We start from the raw sequence: 24,112 nt of genomic DNA, 5'->3' as shown, positions 1-24,112 counted from the left end.
GACGAAAACTCCATGTGTGACAGCGTGTTAGCGCAGGTCGCGGCCCTGCCGGAGAAATCAATGGCGGATTTGAAGCAGCTGTGGCGCGACCTCTACGATCGCGAACCGCCGCCCTACAACAAGCCGTTCCTGGTTAAGCGCCTCGCCTATCGCATCCAGGAACTGGCCTACGGCGGTCTTTCGGCGCGCGCCGAAGCGAAGCTGAAGGAACTGATCGAAGAAGAGGACCGGCGGGTCAAGGGCAAGCAGCCGGTGCGCAAGGGCGATCGCCCGATCGTCGGCACCCGGCTGATACGCGAGTGGCAGGGCGTGGAGCACACTGCGACCGTGCTCGACGACGGTTTCGAGTATCAGGGCCGGCGGTTCAAGTCGCTGTCCGCCATCGCCCGCACCATCACTGGCACACGCTGGAATGGGCCGCTCTGGTTTGGACTTCGCAATCATCGGAGCGGCAAGTGAAGGCACCCGTCCGCAAAGTCCGAAGCGCCATCTATACGCGCGTCTCGACCGACGAACGACTCGACATGGAGTTCAACTCCCTCGACGCCCAGCGCGAGGCGGGGCTGTCGTACATCGCCAGCCAGAAGCACGAGGGCTGGATCCTCGTTGGTGATCGTTATGACGACGGCGGCTTCTCCGGTGGCACCCTGGAACGCCCGGCGCTGCAACGGCTGCTGCGCGACGTCGAGAACGGCACGATCGATGTCATCGTCGTCTACAAGGTCGACCGGCTGTCGCGCTCGCTCACCGATTTCGCCCGCATCGTCGAGGTCTTCGAGCGGCACAGCGTGTCGTTCGTGTCGGTGACGCAGGCGTTCAACACCACCACCTCGATGGGCCGCCTCACGCTGAACATCCTCTTGTCGTTCGCCCAGTTTGAGCGAGAGGTGATCGGCGAGCGCATCCGCGACAAGTTCGCGGCGTCTCGGGCGCGCGGCATGTGGATGGGCGGCACGCCGCCGCTCGGCTATGACGTGGTCGATCGCAAGTTGGTGGTGAACGAGACCGAGGCTGAGCTCGTCCGGCTGATCTTCAAGCGGTTCCTGCGCGTCGGCTCGGCGACGAAGTTGGCGCAGGAGCTGCGCCGCGCCGGGCATACGACGAAATCGTGGACAACACAGGACGGCAATCACCGGCAGGGAAAGCCGATCGACAAGTGTGCTCTCTATAAAATCATCAACAACCGCGTCTACCTCGGCGAGGCTGTACACAAAGGCAAGAGCCATCCCGGCGAGCACCAGGCGATCATCGACCGCGCGACCTGGGACAAGGTCCACGCCATCCTCGCCGAGAACACCGTTGCTCGCGCCAATGGCACCCGCGCCCAGACGCCGGCCCTGTTGCGCGGCCTGATTTTCGCACCGGGCGGGCACGCGATGACGCCGTCGCACACGCGGAAAGCAGGCAAGCTGTACCGCTACTACGTCGCCACCGACGCGATCCGCCAGGGCTACGCGGAATGCCCGGTGCGCAGCGCGCCAGCGGCCGAGATCGAAGAGGCGGTTGTCGCGCAGGTGCGGCACCTTCTGCAGACGCCCGAGGTCATCGCGCGCACGTGGGCCGAGGCGAAGAGCGAGACTCCTGAGCGCGAGGTGATCCAGACGCTCACCGACTTCGCGCCGCTGTGGGACGAGCTGTTTCCGGCTGAGCAGGCGCGCATCGTTCGGCTACTGGTGGAGCGGGTCGACTTGTCGCCAGACGGTTTGCAGGTGCGGCTGCGCGCCGAGGGGCTGCAGACGCTTGTCGAGGAACTCAGGCTGAGGGTAGCGGCATGAAAGCAAACCGCAAAATCGCCCGCGCCAACTGGGAGCTCGACGGCACGACCATCATCGTCACTATCCCGATGACCTGGAAGCGCCGCGGCGGCCGCAAGGTGATCATCGCGCCCGACGGCGGCGACGCGTGGGCGCTGGCGAAACCGCGGCACGATGAGACGCTGATACGCGCGCTGGCGCGGGCCCATCGGTGGAAGCGGATGCTGGAGGACGGCCCGTATCGCTCGGCACAAGAGATCGCCGAAGCCGAGCGCGTCACCCGCAGCTTCGTGAACCGGTTGCTGCGGTTGACGCTGCTGGCACCGGATATCCAGGAGGCAATCCTCGACGGCCATCAACCGAAGGGCATGCAGTTGGAAGAGTTGACGCGAGCGATGCCGATTGGGTGGGAGGCGCAGAGAAGGCTCCTGGCGACCACCGGCTGAAGGAGCATCGGGTCATGACCGACGTTTCGTAAGCGGAGCTCTGACCCCACGTTGCGGCCGGTGATTGCTCGCGGATGATGGCGGCTCCCAGGACGGAGGCGCCGCGTGGATCGTTTGCCAAGTAAGGTGCCAATTAATTGGCAAAGCGCCCGTCAGGGCGAGGTACTGCCGTGGGGTGAGCGGCGGCGGCGGTGGAGCTGGGAGGAGAAGGCGCGGATCGTCGCCGAAAGTTTCGCCCCCGACGCCGTGGCGAGCGCGGTCGCCCGCCGGCACGGGCTGCACCGCAACCAGCTGTATGCCTGGCGGAAGGAGTTGCGCCAAGCGGCGGACGCGGCGACGGCGGACGCGGTACCGCTCGACTTCGTGCCGGTAGTGGTGAGCGAGGGGCGTTGTCCAGCCGGCAGTCCGGCGATCGAGATCGAGCTTGCCGGTGCTCGGGTGCGGGTGTCGCCGGGCGCCGATCCGGTGCTCCTGGCGGACGTGCTCCGGACGCTGAAGGCGCTCGGATGATCGTCCCGCCTTCAGGCGTCCGGGTGCTGGTGGCGACGCGGCCGGTCGACTTCTGTGTATGGCGGTGACAAATTAGGCCAGGTAGCGGCGGCGATTGGTGCTGCCGCGCCGGAGTAAAATCCGGCCAGTGGTTAGGCTGTCTCTTTTTTGTGGGGGCGGCCGGGGATGTTTGCCGTGGAAGTCTACGCCGCCGTTCGGCATTTCGTTTTCATCGAGGGCAACAGCCGGCGTGAGGCGGCCCGGGTGTTCGGGCTGAGCCGTGAGACGGTTTCGAAGATGTGCCGGTTCTCGTTGCCGCCCGGCTACACGCGAACGAAGCCGGTGAAGAAGCCGAAGCTCGGGGTGCTGCTGCCGGTGATCGACGCCATCCTCGAGGCCGACAGGACGGCGCCTTCGAAGCAGCGGCATTCGGCCAAGCGGATCTTCGAGCGACTGCGCGACGAGCACGGTTATGCCGGCGGTCTGACGGTGGTGAGGGACTACGTCCGGGTTGCTCGGGGAGATTGCGGGAGACCTTCGTGCCGCTGGCTCATCCGTCCGGTCATGCGCAGGTCGACTTTGGCGAGGCGATCGGCGTGATCGGCGGCGTCCGGCAGAAGATCCACTTCTTCTGCATGGACCTGCCGCAATCGGATACTCCTTTCGTGAAGGCCTATCCGGCGGAGACGACGGAAGCCTTCCTCGACGGGCATGTGTCGGCATTCGCCTTCTTTGGCGGCGTGCCGTTGTCGGTGCTTTACGACAACACGACGCTCGCGGTGGCGAAGATCTGCGGCGACGGCAGGCGGGAGCGCACCCGGGCCTTTACGGAACTGCAGAGCCATTACCTGTTCCAGGATCGCTTCGGCCGTCCCGGCAAGGGCAACGACAAGGGCAAGGTCGAGGGGCTGGTGAAGTATGCTCGATCGAACTTCCTGACGCCGATCCCCCAGGCGGCAAGCTTCGACGATCTCAATGCCATGCTGGAAGAGCGCTGCCGGCAGCGACGAGGCGAACGCGCCGGTCGCCACGGCGAAACCATCGGCGAGCGTCTCGTCGCCGACCTCGAAGCCTTCGGGGATTTGCCGGCGGTGCCATTGGAGCCGAGCGAGAAGCGGGCGGCCCGTGTCTCATCGACCGCCCTGGTCCGCTACCGCGGCAACGACTACTCGGTACCGACGGCATACGGCTTCCGGGATGTTGTGGTGAAGGGCTTCGTCGACGAGGTGGTGATCCTTTGTGCCGGCGAGGCGATCGCCCGGCATCGTCGCTGCTATGGCACGGGCACCTTCGTATTCGAGCCGCTGCACTATCTGGCGCTGATCGAGACGAAGCCGAATGCCCTCGACCAGGCGGCGGCGCTGAAAGACTGGGATCTGCCGGAGGCGTTCCAGCACCTGCGCCATCTCCTCGAGGCGCGCATGGGCAACCGCGGCAGGCGGGAGTTCATCCAGGTGCTGCGGCTGATGGAGGCGATCCCGATGGAGATGGTGGCGAGCGCGGTCAGCGAAGCGATCCGGCTCGGCGTCATCGGCTTTGATGCGGTCAAGCAGATTGCTCTGGCGCGCGTCGAGCGGCCGGCCCGGCTCGACCTGACGGCCTATCCACATCTGCCGAAAATGGACGTCAGGATGACGGCGGCGGCTGACTACGCCGTTCTCGTTCCCGGGACAACGGCATGACCGGCAAGGCGGGCGCTGATGCGATGCCGGCGGGAACGACAAGCGGCACACCGCAGGTTCTGCTGGCGCATCACCTCAAGCAGTTGAAGCTGCCGACCGTTCTGCGGGAATACGACAAGATCGCCCGCGAATGCGCACGCGACGGCGTCGATCATCCCCGCTATCTGCTGCGCCTGGTGGAACTCGAACTGATCGACCGAGAACGCCGAATGGTCGAGCGGCGGATCAAGGCAGCACGCTTCCCGGCGGTCAAAAGCCTCGACACCTTCGACTTCACCGCGATTCCCAGCCTCAACAAGATGCTGGTGCTCGAGCTGGCCCGCTGCGAGTTCATCCTGCGCCGGGAGAACGTCATCGCGCTCGGCAACAGTGGCACCGGCAAGACCCATGTCGGGCTCGCCCTCGCTCTTGCCGCCTGCCAGAAGGGGTTCACCGTCGCCTTCACCACCGCAGCCGCCCTCGTGCACCAGTTGATGGAGGCGCGTGACGAGCGCCGCTTGCTGAAGCTGCAACGCGATCTCCAGTCGGTGATGTTGCTCATCGTCGACGAACTCGGTTACCTGCCGCTGTCGCCGACCGGGGCGGAACTTCTGTTCGAGGTGTTCTCCCAGCGCTACGAGCGCGGCTCGACCCTCGTCACCTCCAATCTGCCGTTCGAGGACTGGACCTCGGTGCTGGGATCGGAACGGCTCACCGGCGCGCTGCTCGACCGCCTGACCCACCACGTCCATATCCTCACCATGAACGGCGACAGCTACCGGTTGAAGCAATCCGCCGGACGTCGTCGTCCCCCCACCGCAGCCGATCGGGCGGAGCAAAACCAGACCACCGCCGAGACCGTCGATCCCGAGACCGGCGAAACCAGCAAGCCCTGATCCCCGAGGCAAAGCCGACGCACGGCAAGGGGCCCGATCGGGCCCCTTGCCGTGATTGCACCGCTCTCGCCCAAATGGCCTGCTTTTACTCCGCTACAGTGGCCCAGAATTGCTCCGCCGTTGACACGCGCCCCTGTTCGTCGAGGTCGAGAGGGTTAGGCAGTTTCTCTCGCAATTTCGTCCAGAACGCGTCCTGGCTCTGCCGTTGCGCCGTGCTCTCCGAACGCACGTGGCCGGACAACTCCTGCCAATCGCCCATCAGCGTGCAGTGGTCGCCGCCTTCCACCGGTGGCCGCCACGTTCGCCAGTTCTTCCGCCGGTCGAGCCAGGCCAGGTCGGTGCGGTCGCCGGCGTCGTCACCGATCACCCACGCCGGATCCCAGAACCCGCCGACCTGCCGGTCCCAGATCGTCTGGGTGTCGAGGCCCTGATCCGCCACCCGGGCGACGAAGCGGTCCCAGACCCGGTTGGCGAGCTTGCGCCAGGCGGCATCGATGGCGGCTCGGCAGTCCTGCGGGTCGAAGCCCACCGGCACTTGCGCCTTGAACCGGTTGGGCAGTGAGCCGACCGCCGGGCCGAAGCCACCGCGAAGAGTGTGGATTGCGGCAAGCAGCGGATCATCGGTGACGTCCGGCAGGACGATGCTGCCACCCGCCTCAGTGACTGCGGCCATCGCCTGGCCGGCCAGCCACGACAGCAGGAACGAACCCGCCCACAAGTCTCGCGTCCGCCGTGCCTGTGCCACGAACCCCTGCACCGGCCCGAGGGTGAAGTGCAGGATGCGCTTGCCGTCTGCCGTCACGGCAGCACCTTGAGTCGATCTGGGAAGTATGGCGCGTTCTTCGACGTGCTCCGGCCGTCGATGAAGGTGTCGAGCACGGTCCAGTCGGGAGCAGCGTCGGGATAGCTTTCTGTGCGTCGGTTCGTCACTTTCAATGTCACGTCCTTCGGCAAAAACGCGCTCCGCATAACGATCAGGACGGCGATGTAGCTCTGCTCGGTCAACCGATGCACGTGCACCAGTAAAGGACTGGCGCGACGGTCGAAGCCCTTCGCGGTCACCTGGAACTGCTGAGAGTAGTTGTGCGGCAGGCCGAAAATTGCGCGTCTGGGCCGACCATCGGCTAGGCCGGAGGCTCGCTCGCTGGCCTTGAACCAGTCGTGATCGTCCTCGAAATTCCGTTCGACCTCGATATTGCCAACTCTGTTGATGCCATATTTGTCGGGTCTGCCCCAGCTTCGATAACGCAGCATCTCTTCGCCGACGCGGTTGAGCAGGCGAAGCGGGTCGCTGTCCTTACCGACGATGTCGATGCGGGTGTGTTTGCAGAACGCCGAATAGGGTGGTTCGTCGTCGCGCAACGTCTCGACAGAGAGGATCGCGCGGATCTTGTTCCGGTANGTCATCGGGGTTCCCGGCTGCTGCCAGATCTCCTGCTTGTCTTGCTTCAGCGACGTCAGCGTCAGGCTGCCCCAGCCGCGCCGCGTCCGGCTGCCGAGCCCGCCCAAGAGGCCCATCAGCTTCAGCGCATCGACGAGAGTTGGCTCGGGTGCTCCGCGGCTCACCAGGTCGACGGTGAACTCCAGAGGCGGCAAGAGGCACGGGCGGCTCAGCTGGCCGGCCTCGGTTCCAGCCTTCTTGCTGGGGAACGCCGCCATTAGGCCGTAGCCGAAGTATCGGGCCCCGTTGCCGATCACCGTGCCGTCGGAGCCCCTCAGGACCTCCGGGGGCCGTGACGCTCGCGGCGCCGAGGGCACCGTGACGCGCAGGAGGAAACTGGCCCGTCCGCCCGTGTCGCCGTCGCAAGCGGAGCCGAAATTCCTCGCCTCTTCCGACCGGAGTGCTCCCAGATCGCCGTCGCGGCTCCAGGCCAAGGCACGCCACCAGAAGCGCAGCACACCCTTGATCGACGGTGGCCGCAGTTCTGCCAGGGTAGTCTGATCGGCCCCGCCACCGAACAGCGGGGTGATGACGGCAAACGTTGCGGTGAGCGTGCTGACCAAATCAATCCCCCTATTCGCGCCATGGTATGCGATCGTTCGCGCCCTGCCAAGTCTGTACTAGGCTCGGTGTCTTATCCACCCAGGATCATTTCCCAAAGCAGTTCCATGACGAAAATGAGGCCGCGGCATTACTGCCGCGGAAGTCGAGAAGGTAGTAAGCGAAGCTCCGGCCGCACCTGCTTTTCGCTTGCCAGAGTGCTCGGTCTTGACCTCGGCCGCAGCGGAATGGGTCACGCGGCGGCGCGGTGGAGGGCGTCCTGCTCGGCCTTCCATGCCCAGGGGGTGAGCTCGGCGAGGCGGCGGTTCGGCCAGCCGGAGACGAGGCGGGCGAGCACGTCGGCGAGCCAGGCTTCCGGGTTGACCGCGTGCCACTTGCAGGTCTCGATCAATGACGCCAGCACCGCCCAGTTTTCCGCTCCCAGGTCATGGCCGGCGAAGAGTGCGTTCTTGCGATTGAGAGCAATCGGCCTCATTGAGCGCTCGATGACGTTCGAGTCGATCTCGATCCGGCCGTCGTCGAGGAAGAGGGTCAGCCCCTCCCACTGGTTCAGCGGGTAGCCGATCGCCTCGCCCAGCGGCGACTTCTTCGACAGCTGCGCCCGGCATTGCTCGAGCCATGGCCGCATCGCGTCCAGCAGCGGCTTCGTCCGCGCCTGCCGGACGGCTCGCCGTTCGCAGGCGGGCCTGCCGCGAATCTCCGCCTCGATCTCGTACAGCGCGGCGATCCGCCGCAGCGCCTCATGGGCGATCGGCGCCGGCCGCTTCTGTGCGACCTCGTAGAATCGCCGGCGGCAGTGTGCCCAGCAGTGAGCGAGGAGGACGCCGCCGTCGGCGGAGCCGGCAGCCGCTTCGTCGCCCGCAGCCCCGGCCACCGCCTTGTAGGCGGCATAGGCGTCGGTCTGCAGGATGCCGCGGAAGTCCTTCAGCAGCGTGGCCGCGTGCGCGTGGCCGCGGCCGGGTGCGTAGGTGAACACCACCGCCGGCGGATCGGCGCCGCCCCACGGCCGGTCGTCGCGGGCGATCGCCCAGAACCAGCCGGTCTTCGTCCGGCCGCGGCCGGGATCGAGCACCGGTGCCGGCGTCTCGTCGACGAACAGCTTCGCCGAGCCGAGCAGATCGTCGCGCAGCAGCCGCCACAGCGGCTTCAACTCGGCCGCCGCGGTGCCGACCCAGGAGGCCAGCGTCGAGCGGTCGAGGGCGATACCCTGCCGGGCGAGCATCTGTGCCTGGCGGTAGAGCGGCGCATGGTCGGCATATTTCGCCACCAGCACGTGCGCCACCAGCCGTTCGGTGGGCAGGCCGCCCTCGATCAGCCGCGGCGGCGCCGGCGCCTGCACCACAGCACTCCCGCAGGCGCGGCAGCCGTACTTCGGCCGGCGGGTGACGATCACCTGCCAGCGCATCGGGATCACGTCGAGGCGTTCGGAGCGGTCCTCGCCGATGATGTGCATCGCACCGGAGCAGCACGGGCAGATGGTCGTCGGCGGCTCGATCACCACCTCGATCCGCGGCAGATGTCCGGGCAGGGCGCCGCGGTTCTGCCGCCGCTCGCGGGCGCGGGCCTCGCGTCGCGGCGGATCGGCCTTCTCCGCCTCGGCGTCGGCTTCCGCCACCGCCTGCTCGAGGTCTTCAAGCGCCAGGTTCAGCTGGTCGGGGTCGAGCGCCTCCGACCGCCTTCCGAACTGCATCCGCTGCAGCTGGCGGATGAAGTGCTGCAGCCGCTCGTTCCGGTCCTCCAGCCCGCGGCGCAGGGCCCGCTCGGCGGCGAGCTCGGCCCGCATCGCCAGCAGCGCGGCGCGCAGCGCGGAAGGATCGTCGGGGATCGCGTCGAGGTCGGTCATGAGCGGCGATTCTAAGCACGATGCCAGACGCTTACCAGAGTTCTTGTGGCTTCCCCGGCAGGCCGGCACAGCCTATTGTGCCTTCTTCGGTCGACCGAGACGCGGCGCGTGCATCCGCGACCAGTCGAGGCCATCCAACAGCGCCGCCAGCTGCGCCGCCGACAGCCGCATCACGCCCCCGGTCACCGGCGGCCAGCGAAAGACGCCTGCCTCCAGCCGTTTCCACACCATCACCAAGCCGCTGCCGTCCCAGACGAGCAGTTTCAGCCTGTCCGATCGTTTGCAACGGAAGACGTAAATTGTCCCGGAGAAGGGGTCGTGCCCCAGCGCCGTCTGCACGATCGAAGCGAGTCGGTCGGCGCCGCAGCGGAAGTCGACCGGCCGCGTCGCCACCAGCACCCGGACGCCTGAAGGCGGGACGATCATCCGAGCGCCTTCAGCGTCCGGAGCACGTCCGCCAGGAGCACCGGATCGGCGCCCGGCGACACCCGCACCCGAGCACCGGCAAGCTCGATCTCGATCGCCGGACTGCCGGCTGGACAACGCCCCTCGCTCACCACTACCGGCACGAAGTCGAGCGGTACCGCGTCCGCCGTCGCCGCCTCCGCCGCCTGGCGCAACTCCTTCCGCCAGGCATACAGCTGGTTGCGGTGCAGCCCGTGCCGGCGGGCGACCGCGCTCGCCACGGCGTCGGGGCGAAACTTTCGGCGACGATCCGCGCCTTCTCCTCCCAGCTCCACCGCCGCCGCCGCTCACCCCACGGCAGTACCTCGCCCTGACGGGCGCTTTGCCAATTAATTGGCACCTTACTTGGCAAACGATCCACGCGGCGCCTCCGTCCTGGGAGCCGCCATCATCCGCGAGCAATCACCGGCCGCAACGTGGGGTCAGAGCTCCGCTTACACCCGGACCTCAAGCGCGCTCGCAAGATCGCCGAGGCTTCAATGAGGCCGCGGCATTACTGCCGCGGAAGTCCCGCCAAACAGCGAGCCGATGCCGATGCCGAATGCCTGCTTCAATGAGGCCGCGGCATTACTGCCGCGGAAGTTCAATGGGCATGGACACCGGCCGAGTGCGACATTCGAGGGCTTCAATGAGGCCGCGGCATTACTGCCGCGGAAGTCTATGCAACTAACCCATGTCGCGCAGCGAACTACTGCAGTTCGCTTCAATGAGGCCGCGGCATTACTGCCGCGGAAGTGCCTCAGCAGTAGTGATGGCAAGCCGCCCGCTCGACGCCGCTTCAATGAGGCCGCGGCATTACTGCCGCGGAAGTAATCTATCCGCTCAATTCCGAATATTGTGCAGACGACGCTTCAATGAGGCCGCGGCATTACTGCCGCGGAAGTCGCCGCCACGGGAGTTATTGAGCGAGGGGGCAACACGTGCTTCAATGAGGCCGCGGCATTACTGCCGCGGAAGTATTCATCGGCGCATCCATCGATGTGTCGCCTAACAGGCTTCAATGAGGCCGCAGCATTACTGCCGCGGAAGTGCCGCGAGGTGGCGGCGGGCATCGGCGATGCGGCCCTGCTTCAATGAGGCCGCGGCATTACTGCCGCGGAAGTACCTTTGCCACAGCTTGACTTGCTTACGGTCTATGAGTTGCTTCAATGAGGCCGCGGCATTACTGCCGCGGAAGTGCTGGGTCGCTTGGGATCTATACATCTGGACGTGTTTTTGCTTCAATGAGGCCGCGGCATTACTGCCGCGGAAGTGTCATGAGAGCTAATATGCAACGTTTGTGCGATTACGTGCTTCAATGAGGCCGCGGCATTACTGCCGCGGAAGTGCAGTGGCACCGCCGGGGGCGCCGAGCTTTACGCCGGCTTCAATGAGGCCGCGGCATTACTGCCGCGGAAGTCCGTCACTCCATTACCGCCGCCTCCGTGAGCTACGCTGGCGCTTCAATGAGGCCGCGGCATTAATGCCGCGGAAGTGGCGCCAATCGAAGGGGATAAAATGAGAACGATACTTGCTTCAATGAGGCCGCGGCATTACTGCCGCGGAAGTCGAGAAGGTAGTAAGCGAAGCTCCGGCCGCACCTGCTTTTCGCTTGCCAGAGTGCTCGGTCTTGACCTCGGCCGCAGCGGAATGGGTCACGCGGCGGCGCGGTGGAGGGCGTCCTGCTCGGCCTTCCATGCCCAGGGGGTGAGCTCGGCGAGGCGGCGGTTCGGCCAGCCGGAGACGAGGCGGGCGAGCACGTCGGCGAGCCAGGCTTCCGGGTTGACCGCGTGCCACTTGCAGGTCTCGATCAATGACGCCAGCACCGCCCAGTTTTCCGCTCCCAGGTCATGGCCGGCGAAGAGTGCGTTCTTGCGATTGAGAGCAATCGGCCTCATTGAGCGCTCGATGACGTTCGAGTCGATCTCGATCCGGCCGTCGTCGAGGAAGAGGGTCAGCCCCTCCCACTGGTTCAGCGGGTAGCCGATCGCCTCGCCCAGCGGCGACTTCTTCGACAGCTGCGCCCGGCATTGCTCGAGCCATGGCCGCATCGCGTCCAGCAGCGGCTTCGTCCGCGCCTGCCGGACGGCTCGCCGTTCGCAGGCGGGCCTGCCGCGAATCTCCGCCTCGATCTCGTACAGCGCGGCGATCCGCCGCAGCGCCTCATGGGCGATCGGCGCCGGCCGCTTCTGTGCGACCTCGTAGAATCGCCGGCGGCAGTGTGCCCAGCAGTGAGCGAGGAGGACGCCGCCGTCGGCGGAGCCGGCAGCCGCTTCGTCGCCCGCAGCCCCGGCCACCGCCTTGTAGGCGGCATAGGCGTCGGTCTGCAGGATGCCGCGGAAGTCCTTCAGCAGCGTGGCCGCGTGCGCGTGGCCGCGGCCGGGTGCGTAGGTGAACACCACCGCCGGCGGATCGGCGCCGCCCCACGGCCGGTCGTCGCGGGCGATCGCCCAGAACCAGCCGGTCTTCGTCCGGCCGCGGCCGGGATCGAGCACCGGTGCCGGCGTCTCGTCGACGAACAGCTTCGCCGAGCCGAGCAGATCGTCGCGCAGCAGCCGCCACAGCGGCTTCAACTCGGCCGCCGCGGTGCCGACCCAGGAGGCCAGCGTCGAGCGGTCGAGGGCGATACCCTGCCGGGCGAGCATCTGTGCCTGGCGGTAGAGCGGCGCATGGTCGGCATATTTCGCCACCAGCACGTGCGCCACCAGCCGTTCGGTGGGCAGGCCGCCCTCGATCAGCCGCGGCGGCGCCGGCGCCTGCACCACAGCACTCCCGCAGGCGCGGCAGCCGTACTTCGGCCGGCGGGTGACGATCACCTGCCAGCGCATCGGGATCACGTCGAGGCGTTCGGAGCGGTCCTCGCCGATGATGTGCATCGCACCGGAGCAGCACGGGCAGATGGTCGTCGGCGGCTCGATCACCACCTCGATCCGCGGCAGATGTCCGGGCAGGGCGCCGCGGTTCTGCCGCCGCTCGCGGGCGCGGGCCTCGCGTCGCGGCGGATCGGCCTTCTCCGCCTCGGCGTCGGCTTCCGCCACCGCCTGCTCGAGGTCTTCAAGCGCCAGGTTCAGCTGGTCGGGGTCGAGCGCCTCCGACCGCCTTCCGAACTGCATCCGCTGCAGCTGGCGGATGAAGTGCTGCAGCCGCTCGTTCCGGTCCTCCAGCCCGCGGCGCAGGGGCCCGCTCGGCGGCGAGCTCGGCCCGCATCGCCAGCAGCGCGGCGCGCAGCGCGGAAGGATCGTCGGGGATCGCGTCGAGGTCGGTCATGAGCGGCGATTCTAAGCACGATGCCAGACGCTTACCAGAGTTCTTGTGGCTTCCCGGCAGGCCGGCACAGCCTATTGTGCCTTCTTCGGTCGACCGAGACGCGGCGCGTGCATCCGCGACCAGTCGAGGCCATCCAACAGCGCCGCCAGCTGCGCCGCCGACAGCCGCATCACGCCCCCGGTCACCGGCGGCCAGCGAAAGACGCCTGCCTCCAGCCGTTTCCACACCATCACCAAGCCGCTGCCGTCCCAGACGAGCAGTTTCAGCCTGTCCGATCGTTTGCAACGGAAGACGTAAATTGTCCCGGAGAAGGGGTCGTGCCCCAGCGCCGTCTGCACGATCGAAGCGAGTCGGTCGGCGCCGCAGCGGAAGTCGACCGGCCGCGTCGCCACCAGCACCCGGACGCCTGAAGGCGGGACGATCATCCGAGCGCCTTCAGCGTCCGGAGCACGTCCGCCAGGAGCACCGGATCGGCGCCCGGCGACACCCGCNACCCGAGCACCGGCAAGCTCGATCTCGATCGCCGGACTGCCGGCTGGACAACGCCCCTCGCTCACCACTACCGGCACGAAGTCGAGCGGTACCGCGTCCGCCGTCGCCGCCTCCGCCGCCTGGCGCAACTCCTTCCGCCAGGCATACAGCTGGTTGCGGTGCAGCCCGTGCCGGCGGGCGACCGCGCTCGCCACGGCGTCGGGGGCGAAACTTTCGGCGACGATCCGCGCCTTCTCCTCCCAGCTCCACCGCCGCCGCCGCTCACCCCACGGCAGTACCTCGCCCTGACGGGCGCTTTGCCAATTAATTGGCACCTTACTTGGCAAACGATCCACGCGGCGCCTCCGTCCTGGGAGCCGCCATCATCCGCGAGCAATCACCGGCCGCAACGTGGGGTCAGAGCTCCGCTTACAGAAGGTACGCGGCGCGGGCATCCTTCTTTTTGAGCTTCAATGAGGCCGCGGCATTACTGCCGCGGAAGTGTACCATAGTCACCAGCAGTTGCTGTGCCACCGTCTCGCTTCAATGAGGCCGCGGCATTACTGCCGCGGAAGTTCAGACGATCTCCGTTTTTGGCGTCCACGCGCCACTCTGCTTCAATGAGGCCGCGGCATTACTGCCGCGGAAGTAGCGGCTCGGCAACACGTGGCGGTCTCGGATGTATCCGCTTCAATGAGGCCGCGGCATTACTGCCGCGGAAGTGCGGTCGAGGCTGGGTCAGCCGCGCCGAAATGCGGCTGCTTCAATGAGGCCGCGGCATTACTGCCGCGGAAGTCGGGGTCGGTATCAAGGCCAAGGGGCGTGACGAATGGCTTCAATGAGGCCGCGGCATTACTGCCGCGGAAGTTATTCGCCAAGGGCGTAAAGATCACCCCTACGCAGGGGCTTCAATGAGGCCGCGGCATTACTGCCGCGGAAGTAGGGCAGCGCAGGGGGACGCGGCGGATAAGACTGACCCGCTTCAATGAGGCCGCGGCATTACTGCCGCGGAAGCAGCACCACGCCGATGGTCGTGTCGCCGGCTCAAATCGCTTCAATGAGGCCGCGGCATTACTGCCGCGGAAGTACTCCGTGACCGTATCACCGTGCGCCTTGATCGGGGATGGCTTCAATGAGGCCGCGGCATTACTGCCGCGGAAGTGGATCGCATTTCGGCTCTGGCTCTTGATTTCATTCAGCTTCAATGAGGCCGCGGCATTACTGCCGCGGAAGTGCCACCCACAGCGCCGGGTACTCCAGCACGCCGTTCGGCTTCAATGAGGCCGCGGCATTACTGCCGCGGAAGTGTGCAGCGCGACGAATGCTGCACTCAAGACGTGTATTTCCGCTTCAATGAGGCCGCGGCATTACTGCCGCGGAAGTCCGTGACGATTCTGTGTTCATCAACTCGCCTCCCCGTGCGCTTCAATGAGGCCGCGGCATTACTGCCGCGGAAGTGTTGTTCTGGTGGGGGAGCTTATTACTCTATATACTGAGGCTTCAATGAGGCCGCGGCATTACTGCCGCGGAAGTGGCTTTACAATGGACTTTAGCGCGCTATGAATATCGTCCCGCTTCAATGAGGCCGCGGCATTACTGCCGCGGAAGTCCAGCAGGATTACGATGATGCCCACGCCCCCGACCGAGGCTTCAATGAGGCCGCGGCATTACTGCCGCGGAAGTCCGCTTGCGCTCGCTGAGGAACGATCGAGTACGTTCCGGCTTCAATGAGGCCGCGGCATTACTGCCGCGGAAGGGCGCGAGTTCGAGAGCGAGTTGCGGTGGCATTTGGCAGCTTCAATGAGGCCGCGGCATTACTGCCGCGGAAGTTTGGCAACAGCGCTCTGTAGCGCCCGTGAAGGCAACAAGCTTCAATGAGGCCGCGGCATTACTGCCGCGGAAGTTTGCCGCCCTGATGGCTGATGGCAACCTCAAGCAACTGCTTCAATGAGGCCGCGGCATTACTGCCGCGGAAGTCTCCCGTGATGGGATCACGATCACGACAGACAAGCCAAGCTTCAATGAGGCCGCGGCATTACTGCCGCGGAAGTCGGGAAGCAGCCCTTTCGCACCGGCCGTCGCCACTGGGCTTCAATGAGGCCGCGGCATTACTGCCGCGGAAGTGATGGCATCGAAGGACGATTCACTCGCGCCGCGCTGGATGCTTCAATGAGGCCGCGGCATTACTGCCGCGGAAGTATAATGGAGCGGAGAGAGGAACCTCTAGAATCCAGGGCGCTTCAATGAGGCCGCGGCATTACTGCCGCGGAAGTTATGAGCTGGGACGGGGTCGCGACGCAGATTACTTAGCTTCAATGAGGCCGCGGCATTACTGCCGCGGAAGTGACGAGGTGCAAAACGTCCGCGCATGGGGGAGCGAGACTGCTTCAATGAGGCCGCGGCATTACTGCCGCGGAAGTATCCTGCGATGGTCGCGCGACACTGTGATATGGGAGCTTCAATGAGGCCGCGGCATTACTGCCGCGGAAGTCTGTATCGACATAAACGCGAAGGCCGAATGGCTTGACGCTTCAATGAGGCCGCGGCATTACTGCCGCGGAAGTGGCCAGCTTGTAACACGTTGAACTGACAGGGGCCAGGAGTGGCTTTGCGAGCGCTGCCGATTTCAAGGGGCAAAAGCGTCGTCCGAGTCCCCTTGCTAACGGTTGACGATGTCCAAGAACACATATATCTCAACGCCTTAGAGGGCTGCGAGCGCTGCCCGGGATTCTGACGCCACAACAGCGCTCGCGGCAGTACGGCAAAAAAAACACCAAACCCGTCAGACGATGATCGGTTGCCGGTCCACCGCGGCGAACACCTTGCCGAGGCTGGCGACCCGCAGTTCGACTTTATCGGCATGGCCCAGGTCGAGCAACAGGACGTGGTCGGCGTTGTGGTTGATCAGTTCGGCCAGCGCCGCCTGCAGTTCCACCTTGCGCTTCTTCGTCAGCCGGCACTGAAACACCGAGAGCTGCAGCCACTCGCCATAACCGTTCATCAGCTTGAAAACGCGCCGCCAGCGCTTCGGCTCGGCGATGTCGTAGGTGACGATGTAGAGGCGTTCCTCGTCGTACATGAAACCGGCTCCATCGCGTAACAGGCCCTCACCCCGGCCCTCTCCCGCTTTGCGGGCGAGGGGGAGTTGGCTCAGCGGGTGATGAACTGCGGATATTCGGGGATTTCGCCCGTGAGCCAGCGGCCGAGCAACCGCGCCTGCACCTCGATCAGCCGGCGGTAAGTCAGGCGATAGCCGAACAGCGGGTGGGTCACCTCGTGGTTCAGCCGGCGCTCGAAGGCGGCGATGAACCGCTTGCGGCCGTCCGGCTTCAGCGCAACCGCCTGGCCGGCGCGGACGAAGTCGTTCGCCTGCACCTCGGCGTTGTTGATCGCCTGGATGACGGCGGACTCGGCGATCAGCGGCCGGAACGGCTCCATCAGATCGAGGGCGAGCGCCGGGCGGCCGTAGCGCGGCTGGTGATAGAAGCCACGGTAGGGATCGAAGCCGACCGCCGACAAGGTCACGGTCCAGGTCCGCGTCAGCATCGCATAGGCAAACGAGAGCAGCGCGTTGACCGGGTCGGTGGGCGGCCGGCGATTGCGGGTTTCGAAGTCGAACGCCGGTTCGTCCGCGTCCCGCTTCAGGGCGCCGGGCAGGTGGCGGAAGTAGACCGCCGCACCCGAGCCTTCGATGCCGAGCAGCTCGGGCAGGCCGCGGGCGCGCAGCGCGTGCTCGGCCTGGCGTTTGAGGTCATCGAGCAATGCTGTCGGCGGATCGCCGTCGCGCCAGTTGCGGCGCAGCAGCGTCCGGCCGTTCCTCAGCTTGGCGGCGACGAGGCCGCGGGCGAGCGCCAGGCACTGCGCCGGATCGAAGCTGGCACGGTACTGGGCGGTGCGCAGTTCGACGTTCTTGTGGCCGGTGCCGGCGGTGTGGCCGAGGAACCAGCCGCCGTAGGAGTACCAACTGACCGGGATGTCGCGGCGCATCAGCTCGTGCACCACCGGCGTGGTGATCGAGATGTTGCCGATCAGCACCAGCTGCGAGATGTCGATCAGTCGCGCCGTCGTCGAGGGCTGGTCCTCGATCTCGATTTTGAGCGTTTCGGCCTGTTTGCCGATGCGCGCCCGGGTTGCCTGGACGTAGAGCGGTAGCGCGTCGTCGCGGCCGACGGCGAGGGGGCGGGGGCTCACCTGGCCGCGCTTGAAATAGTTGACCTCGTCCGGCAGGCAGATGCCGACCAGCGAGCAGCGGGGGCACTTCGGGCTGTCGTCGAGCGGCGGCGGGATGTGGTGGCCGGCGGCGATCAGCCTGAGGCCGTGGATCGCATCGCGGGTACGCGCGCGCAGATCGTCATCGAAGACGACGCGCACCCGCTCGCGGCTGTCGCAGAAATAGAGAACACCCTCGTCGCAGCGATAGCCCTGGTCTTCGAGGATCAGCCCCTGGATGCAGACCTGCACCCGCTCGGGATCGTAGGCACCCGTCGTCACGTGCGGCCGCTTGCCGCGCTTGTAGTCGACCGGGATGACGGCGCCGTCGTCACTCTCGATCAGGTCGATGCGGGCGATCAGGCCGAGGCGGTCAGAGGCGATGGTCAGCGAGCGGGCATGGATGCGGTCGTCGGCGTCGATGTCGTCGGGGTCGGGCAGGTCGCCGGCCGGCTTGTCGGTGCGCCGATGGCGGAACCGGCCCTCGGCAGTATCGGCGCTGTCGGCCCATTCGCCCTGCACCCATTCAAGATAGGCGAGCCGCGGGCAGTAGACGAACTCGTTGACCATCCGCGCCGGCAGATGCGGCATGTCCGGCGGCAACGGCGGCGCCGGCAGCGGCAACTCGGGCTGTGATGTGTCCGGCATGGTGATGATCCCCCTCCCGCATGCGCGCGCCCTAAACGGGGGATGATTATCGACAAATACGGGGGGCGCGTCTGTGAACGGAGTTACGGACGGACTCGTTTGCTCTCTCTAGCAAAAAAATCCGCTCTGTGAATGCCGTCACAGTTCGCGCCAGCGCTTCCGGCCGATTATAGTCCGCGTGGGGTATCCAGCGGCGCGAACAGCGTCAGGCGCCGGCAATGAGGGGGACATGAACTTCCAGGACATCGCGATACGACCGCCAGCGACGCAAAGAATCGTCTCGAATAGTGCGTTGCACGCCGGTTGCCCGAAACACCGCGGACGACGCCCGACGGTTGGACGCGTCGGGGCAGACCGTTGAACTACTCGGACTTCTTCCAGCTCGCCACGGACGGCGCGTCGATCGAGCCGTTTCCTTACCAGCGACGGCTGGCGGAGGGCGATTGGCCCGACGTGCTGACGGTGCCGACCGGGCTCGGTAAGACGGCGGCGGTGCTGGTCGGCTGGCTGTGGCGGCGGCTGAACGAGGACCCGGCCACGCCGCGGCGCCTCGTCTACTGCCTGCCGATGCGGGTGCTGGTGGAACAGGTGCTGGCGGTGGCGCAGCAGTCCGTCGAGCGGGNNTGGCGGCTGCGTTNNCGGCGAGCGCGTGGGCTCCCGGCGCCGCGGGTGATGCTGCTCATCGGGGGCGAAGCGGATTCGGCGTGGGCCGAAGCACCGGAGCAGCCGGCGATCATCGTTGGCACCCAGGACATGCTGCTGTCGCGGGCGTTGATGCGCGGCTATGGGATGAGCCGCTACCGCTGGCCGGTGGAGTTCGCCTTCCTGCACGGCGATGCGCTGTGGGTGTTCGACGAGGTCCAGCTGATGGGTGCCGGCCGGGCGGCGTCGACGCAGCTGGACGCCTTCCGGCGGCTGCCGGAACTGGCGCCATGCCTCCGCAGTCGTTCGCTTTGGGTTTCGGCGACGCTCGGCGCCGATTGGCTCGCCAGCGTCGATTTCGCCCCGCACCTCGCCGGGCTCGTCCGGCTCGGCCTCGATGCCGATCCCGCCGATCCGGATACCGCCCATGCCGTCGTTCGGCAGCGGGTGGGTGCGGCGAAGACGCTTGATCGGGCGCAGACGGTCNTTGTCGGCGGAGAACAGCAGGCCAAGGCTGCCGCCTATGCGCGCGAATTGGCTGCGGAAATTCACGCGGCGCACCGGCCGGGAACCACCACCCTCGTCATCCTCAACCGGGTCGATCGGGCGCAGGCGGTCTATACGGCGCTCAAGGCTGGTGGCGCGACGAGCGACGTTCCGCTGCTCCTCATTCATTCTCGATTTCGGCAGGCGGAGCGGAAGGCCCACGAAGGGGCGCTGAAGGACGCGCCGGCCCCGGCCGGGCGAATCGTCGTCGCGACCCAGGCGATCGAGGCCGGTGTCGATATCACGTCGACGACGCTGTTCACCGAACTGGCGCCGCTGGCCTCGCTGGTCCAGCGTTGTGGCCGCTGCAACCGCTATGGCGAGGCGGCGGACGCGCGGGTGATCTGGATCGACATCGCCGCCGCCGACGCGCGCGAACTCGCGCTGCCGTACCGACCGGACGACCTCCTGGCCAGCCGTGAGGTGCTGCCGGGCCTTGGGAGCGCCAGTCCGCAGGTGGGCGGCGNNGTCGATCTGCCGGGCGAGGACGGTCCTGTCGCGGTGCTGCGACGCAAGGACCTGATCGAGCTGTTCAACACCGACCCCGATCTGAGCGGCTTCGACATTGATATTTCGCCGTACGTCCGTGATGCCGAGGACACCGACGTTCACGTCTTCTGGCGGGCGGTCGGCAACGACCCTCCTGCCGATACGCCGCGGCCGGCACGCGAAGAACTCTGCCCGGTCGCCGTGGGTCGGTTTCGCGACGTCCTGAAGAAGCGCAGTGGTGCCTTCGTCTGGGATGGGCTCGAGAACCGCTGGGCGCGGCTGGATCCGGCGCGCATCCGGCCCGGGTTGACGATCATGCTTGCGAGTGCCCTGGGTGGCTACGACCCGGCACTCGGCTTCAGCGCCGACAGCAAGGCGGCGGTCGCACCGGTACCGGTTAAGGCGGTCGAAGCGCCGCCGGCGTCGATCGACAGCGATCCGCGTAGCACCATCGGCCGCTACGTCGGTCTCAGCGCTCACCTGGCGCATGTGGAATCGCAGGCCAAGGAGCTGTGCGCGGCGCTGGGGTGTGGCGCCGAGGCGGGCGCGGCGTGGCAAGCGGAGTGGGCGGCGGTTGTCCGTGCCGCACGCTGGCACGACGTCGGCAAGGCGCACGCGGTCTTTCAGAATGCCATCGACGCCTGCCCGGACCAGGGCAAGGCGCGGCCTCCAGGCCAACTCGCCAAGTCCGCCGGCGCTATGAAACGATACGAGCGGCGGTTCTTTCGTCATGAGCTGGCTTCGGCCCTCGCCTGGCTCGCCCATGGCGGCAGTGATGGCGGTGGCGCCGGCGACGCGGACGATGTCGATCCCGACCTCGTCGCCTACCTGATCGCCGCCCACCACGGCAAGGTGCGGCTCGGCATCCGCGCGTTGCCGGGAGAAAGTGGACCGGAGGATCCGGCGAACGACGTGCTGTTCGCGCGCGGCGTCTGGGACGGCGATGAATTGCCGGCGGTGGACGTCGGCGGCAAGGAGCGGTTGCCGGCGCTGCGGCTGTCGCTGGCGGTGATGGCACTCGGCGACGGCCCGGACGGCCGGAGTTGGGCGGCGCGCACTCAGCGGTTGCTGGCGCAACATGGGCCGTTTCGCCTCGCCTGGCTGGAGGCCCTGGTCCGCATCGCCGACTGGCGGGCGTCGCGCGCCGAACAGGAGGCGGGCGATGACGACGTTTGAGATTGCACTGCCCGGATGTGCGCCGGCGCCGTTGGCGAGCTACCTGAAGGCGCTCGGCATCCTGCGTCTGGTGGCCGAGCAGGCGGACGCCGACGCGCGCGGCTGGTGGCAAGGAGGTCACTTCGTGCTCGCCTCGACGCTCGATGCCGACGGCCTCGAGGCGTTCTTTCTCGACCGCTACGCGCCGACCCCGATCATCGCGCCCTGGAACGGCGGCAGCGGGTTTTACGACGGCGACAATCGCCGCGGCATCGAGGCGCTTGTCGCTGCGGCGTCGCCGCGATTCGCCGGGTATGCGGCGGCGATCGCCAGTGCTGAACGGGTCCGGGATGCTCTCGGTCTGCAAGCGAGCCCGAAGAACGAGGAGAAAGCCGGGTTTCTCGCCCGGCTGCGCGGCGCACTTCCGGACGATGCTCTCGCCTGGTTCGATGCTGCCGTCGTCCTCGGCAGCGATCAGCCCCTCTATCCTCCGCTGCTCGGCACCGGCGGCAACGACGGCCGGCTCGATTTCACCAACAACTTCATGCAGCGGCTGGTCGAACTGCTCGATCCGCTGACGGGGCGGCCGATGCCAGGGAGCGCCGCGCTGATCGGCGAGGCGCTGTTTGGCGCGCCGGTCCCCGGGTTGCTCAGCGCCGCGGTTGGGCAGTTCGCCCCCGGTTCGGCAGGGGGACCGAATGCCACCGCCGGGTTGGAGGGCGATTCACGGGTCAATCCGTGGGATTTCGTACTCATGCTGGAAGGTGCGATGGTCTTTGCCGCAGCCGCGACCCGGCGCAACGAAACGGCGGACGCGGCGGCTCTCAGCTTTCCGTTCACCGTCCGTCCGACCGCCGCCGGCAGCGGTCATGCCGTTTTGAAGGACGAGGGGTCGAGCCGCGCCGAGCTATGGATGCCGCTGTGGGCGCGGCCGGCCGGATTTGCCGAGGTGCGCGGGCTGCTGGCGGAGGGCCGCATCACTCTCGGCCACCGGCCGGTGCGCGACGGCCTCGACTTCGTCCGCGCCGTCTCCAGTCTCGGCGTCGATCGCGGGATCAGCCGCTTTCAGCGCTTCGGCCTGATGATGCGCTCGGGCAAGGCATATCTCGCCACGCCGATGACGCAGGTGCGGGTGCAGCGCAACGCCCGTGCCGACCTGATCGATCAATTGGATACCGACGGCTGGCTGGGCAGCTTCCGCCGCTTGACCCGCCACAGCGAGGCGCCGGCGCGGCTGTCGGGCATCGGTCGTCGTCTCGATCAGGCGCTGTTCGACCTCGCCACCCCGGACGGCAAGACGGCAACGGCGGATGCGGCGCGGGTGCAGGCGGCGCTCATGGCGCTGGGCGACGCCGTCCACCATCTCGCCCACAGTCGGAAGGCGCGCGAGGCGGTGCGCTTTCTGCCCCGCCTCGACCAGCAGTGGGCGCAGGACGCCGACGACGCCAGCGACGATTTCCGCTTGGCGGCGGCGATCGCCGGGCTCGGTGCCGGGGCTGGCGAGCAGACGGGCGCGCCGCCGCTCCTTGCTCATATCGCACCGGTCGCCGATCGCGGCGGACGTTGGGCGGAAACCTCCCAGCAGCAGCGCGTGGTCTGGGGCGAAGGTACCCTGGTCGATGCGCTGATCCGGGTGTTGCGGCGACGGCTGATCGATGCCGAGCGCACGGGGGCCGACGACAAGCCGCTCGCCGGCAAATCCGGTGCCGACCTCGCCGCCATCGCCGCCTTTCTTGCGCGCGACACCGACGACGACCGGATCGAAGCGCTCGTCCGTGGATTGGCGTTGGTGAAGGGGATCTGGTTGCCAAAGCGGACCTTTTCGCCGACCGCCCCACCGTTTCCCGCAGCCTATGCGGCGTTGAAGCCGCTGTTCATGCCGGAGGCGCTTCTCCGTGCCGAACGTCTTCTCGGAGCCGAGATCCGATTACCTCTGCCGGCAACACTGCTTGGCCAATTGTTGAGCGGCGATCACCGCCGCATCGCCGACGCCATCCGCCAGGCGCAGTCCCGGGCGTGCGTCGCCGGTTTCGGCCATTCGTTCCGTGGTCTCGGCGCGGCTGGCCTTGAAGGTCGCCGGCTCGCCGCGGCGCTGCTGATCCCGATCCGGGCAGGCGACGTACGCCGCCTGGTCGCCATCGCCTATCCGGCGCCTGAAGCGCTGCCCATGCCCGCTCAGCAGGAAGGATCCGTTCCATGAGTCTCGATTTCGACGGCCTTGCCACCCACCACCGTCTGCTCATCGAAGCGGTTCTGACGCCGCTGCAGGGCACCCGCTTCCAGCCGACCGGGTTCCCCGACCTCGGTGCGGCCACGTACAAATGCCCGAGCGGGACCGACATGCTCCTCGTCGAGTCGGCGCAAAGCATGGCGAACCGCCTGGAAGCCGTTTGCTGGGACGACGTGGCCGACGACTGGGTCGAGCCGCTGCGCGGCCTGCCGCTGGTCAAGGTGGTCGACAAGCAGGGCCAGCCGCTGACCAACTCGGTCCTCGAAGCCCACCGCCTGAACTCACCGTATATCCTGGAAGGCAAGGACAAGTCGGTCTTCGATCGGCTGAAGTCGGAACTCGCCGGTATGGAAGAGGGGCGCGTCGATATCCGCAAGTTGGCTGCGGTGTTGGTGCGGCTCGACACCAACGCCGTCCTGCATGGCATTTTCCTGGCGAAGAAGGAGCTGGCCGGGNGGCGGCTCCGGCTTCCCCGGGTCGTGTCGTCGTTCATTGAGGCCGAGGGGGCTGCTGTCGCGGCCAGCGGAGGCGTCAAGAACGATGCCGTTAACCCGAGCGGGGACACAGCGGCCGGGTTCGGCAACGTTCCATTCGCCCGCGACGAGTACGCCGCCGCGCGCATCATCGCGTACTTCAACATCGATCTGGCGCAGATCCGCGCCTTCGGCCTCGGCGAGACGGTCGAGCGGCTGCTGATTACGCTCGCTCTGTTCAAGATCCGCCGGTTCCTCGACGTGGGCTTACGCCTGCGGACGGCCTGTGACCTCGGCTGCACGACCTTCCGCGCCACCCGCCCGGTCGACGTCGCGGTTCCTGAAGCGGCGGATCTCGCGGCCGCGCTGCCGGACCTAATCGCGGCCACCGCCGCCGAAGGTCGGTTCGCCGAGCCGCGGGTCACCACTGTCCGCTTCGAGAAGTAA

The 24,112-nt window shown here is 66.9% G+C and carries 16 protein-coding genes, 2 pseudogenes and 2 CRISPR repeat arrays; of the genes and pseudogenes, 9 read left to right on the top strand and 9 right to left on the bottom strand.

The features are described 5' to 3' along the window. Positions 1-12 precede the first annotated feature (12 nt). From HQ394_RS06785 to istB, 6 genes and pseudogenes are all read left to right on the top strand, one after another. Positions 13-459 carry a DUF2924 domain-containing protein gene (locus HQ394_RS06785; RefSeq protein ID WP_190262633.1) on the top strand — a complete coding sequence of 149 codons (447 nt, stop codon included), beginning with the start codon at positions 13-15 and terminating at the stop codon, positions 457-459. Beyond that, positions 456-1,775: a recombinase family protein gene (locus HQ394_RS06780; RefSeq protein WP_223291914.1), complete on the top strand. Its 1,320-nt coding sequence runs from the start codon at positions 456-458 to the stop codon at positions 1,773-1,775. The genes HQ394_RS06785 and HQ394_RS06780 overlap by 4 nt, the downstream gene beginning before the upstream one ends. Continuing rightward, complete coding sequence (locus tag HQ394_RS06775; protein WP_190262632.1) at positions 1,772-2,200, top strand: hypothetical protein; 429 nt, start codon at positions 1,772-1,774, stop codon at positions 2,198-2,200. The genes HQ394_RS06780 and HQ394_RS06775 overlap by 4 nt, the downstream gene beginning before the upstream one ends. A gap of 126 nt (positions 2,201-2,326) precedes the next feature. Beyond that, positions 2,327-2,710 (top strand): IS66-like element accessory protein TnpA, encoded by a 384-nt coding sequence (tnpA, locus tag HQ394_RS06770; RefSeq protein WP_190260387.1) that lies wholly within the window; start codon positions 2,327-2,329, stop codon positions 2,708-2,710. Between the two features lie 165 nt (positions 2,711-2,875). After that, positions 2,876-4,371, top strand: a pseudogene (gene istA, locus HQ394_RS06765) (IS21 family transposase). Then, complete coding sequence (gene istB / locus HQ394_RS06760; RefSeq protein WP_317628934.1) at positions 4,368-5,246, top strand: IS21-like element helper ATPase IstB; 879 nt, start codon at positions 4,368-4,370, stop codon at positions 5,244-5,246. Before istA ends, istB begins: the two are co-directional and overlap by 4 nt. Before the next feature lie 85 nt (positions 5,247-5,331). Here istB and HQ394_RS06755 read toward each other — a convergent pair whose 3' ends face one another. From HQ394_RS06755 to cas4g/cas1g, 9 genes and pseudogenes are all read right to left on the bottom strand, one after another. Continuing rightward, the gene (locus HQ394_RS06755; protein WP_190262631.1) at positions 5,332-6,048 is read right to left on the bottom strand and encodes a type III-B CRISPR-associated protein Cas10/Cmr2; all 717 of its coding nucleotides are present in this window, start codon (positions 6,046-6,048) and stop codon (positions 5,332-5,334) included. After that, the gene (gene cmr1, locus HQ394_RS06750) at positions 6,045-7,250 is read right to left on the bottom strand and encodes a type III-B CRISPR module RAMP protein Cmr1 (RefSeq protein ID WP_190262630.1); all 1,206 of its coding nucleotides are present in this window, start codon (positions 7,248-7,250) and stop codon (positions 6,045-6,047) included. Before cmr1 ends, HQ394_RS06755 begins: the two co-directional genes overlap by 4 nt. A 230-nt stretch (positions 7,251-7,480) precedes the next feature. Continuing rightward, complete coding sequence (tnpC, locus tag HQ394_RS06745) at positions 7,481-9,091, bottom strand: IS66 family transposase (RefSeq protein WP_190262629.1); 1,611 nt, start codon at positions 9,089-9,091, stop codon at positions 7,481-7,483. 72 nt (positions 9,092-9,163) lie between these two features. After that, positions 9,164-9,517 carry an IS66 family insertion sequence element accessory protein TnpB gene (gene tnpB, locus HQ394_RS06740; protein ID WP_190260124.1) on the bottom strand — a complete coding sequence of 118 codons (354 nt, stop codon included), beginning with the start codon at positions 9,515-9,517 and terminating at the stop codon, positions 9,164-9,166. Further along, positions 9,514-9,831 (bottom strand): transposase, encoded by a 318-nt coding sequence (locus HQ394_RS06735; protein ID WP_190262628.1) that lies wholly within the window; start codon positions 9,829-9,831, stop codon positions 9,514-9,516. Before HQ394_RS06735 ends, tnpB (HQ394_RS06740) begins: the two co-directional genes overlap by 4 nt. Before the next feature lie 198 nt (positions 9,832-10,029). Beyond that, positions 10,030-11,104: direct repeats of the CRISPR family, unit length 36 nt; unit sequence GCTTCAATGAGGCCGCGGCATTACTGCCGCGGAAGT. A gap of 86 nt (positions 11,105-11,190) precedes the next feature. Further along, positions 11,191-12,802: pseudogene (gene tnpC, locus HQ394_RS06730) on the bottom strand (IS66 family transposase). A 71-nt stretch (positions 12,803-12,873) separates the two neighbouring features. Next, entirely contained in the window at positions 12,874-13,608 is a 735-nt protein-coding gene (gene tnpB / locus HQ394_RS06725; protein WP_190262627.1) for an IS66 family insertion sequence element accessory protein TnpB, read from the bottom strand. Between the two features lie 132 nt (positions 13,609-13,740). Then, a CRISPR array of direct repeats spans positions 13,741-15,837; the repeat unit is 36 nt; unit sequence GCTTCAATGAGGCCGCGGCATTACTGCCGCGGAAGT. A 218-nt stretch (positions 15,838-16,055) separates the two neighbouring features. Further along, positions 16,056-16,352, bottom strand: coding sequence for a CRISPR-associated endonuclease Cas2 (gene cas2, locus HQ394_RS06720; protein WP_190262626.1), 297 nt, complete (start codon positions 16,350-16,352; stop codon positions 16,056-16,058). Between the two features lie 71 nt (positions 16,353-16,423). Further along, positions 16,424-18,130 carry a CRISPR-associated endonuclease Cas4g/Cas1g gene (gene cas4g/cas1g / locus HQ394_RS06715; protein WP_190262625.1) on the bottom strand — a complete coding sequence of 569 codons (1,707 nt, stop codon included), beginning with the start codon at positions 18,128-18,130 and terminating at the stop codon, positions 16,424-16,426. Positions 18,131-18,433: 303 nt separating this feature from the next. On the opposite strand from cas4g/cas1g, the gene cas3g reads away from it, so the two are divergent. Genes cas3g through cas7g form a run of 3 tightly spaced genes read left to right on the top strand, consistent with a single transcriptional unit; the run spans position 18,434 to position 24,112 of the window. Further along, on the top strand, positions 18,434-20,983 hold the full coding sequence (gene cas3g / locus HQ394_RS06710) for a type I-G CRISPR-associated helicase/endonuclease Cas3g (protein WP_456151496.1): 2,550 nt from the start codon (positions 18,434-18,436) through the stop codon (positions 20,981-20,983). Next, the gene (cas8g1, locus tag HQ394_RS06705; RefSeq protein WP_190262623.1) at positions 20,970-23,162 is read left to right on the top strand and encodes a type I-G CRISPR-associated protein Cas8g1/Csx17; all 2,193 of its coding nucleotides are present in this window, start codon (positions 20,970-20,972) and stop codon (positions 23,160-23,162) included. The genes cas3g and cas8g1 overlap by 14 nt, the downstream gene beginning before the upstream one ends. Beyond that, on the top strand, positions 23,159-24,112 hold the full coding sequence (gene cas7g / locus HQ394_RS06700) for a type I-G CRISPR-associated RAMP protein Csb1/Cas7g (protein WP_190262622.1): 954 nt from the start codon (positions 23,159-23,161) through the stop codon (positions 24,110-24,112). Before cas8g1 ends, cas7g begins: the two co-directional genes overlap by 4 nt.

The sequence above is a fragment of the Defluviicoccus vanus genome (genome assembly GCF_014672695.1).
Lineage (GTDB): Bacteria > Pseudomonadota > Alphaproteobacteria > Rhodospirillales > Defluviicoccaceae > Defluviicoccus > Defluviicoccus vanus.
The sequence above is the reverse complement of the archived record's forward strand: the minus strand, read 5'-3'. Positions and strand labels throughout refer to the sequence as shown.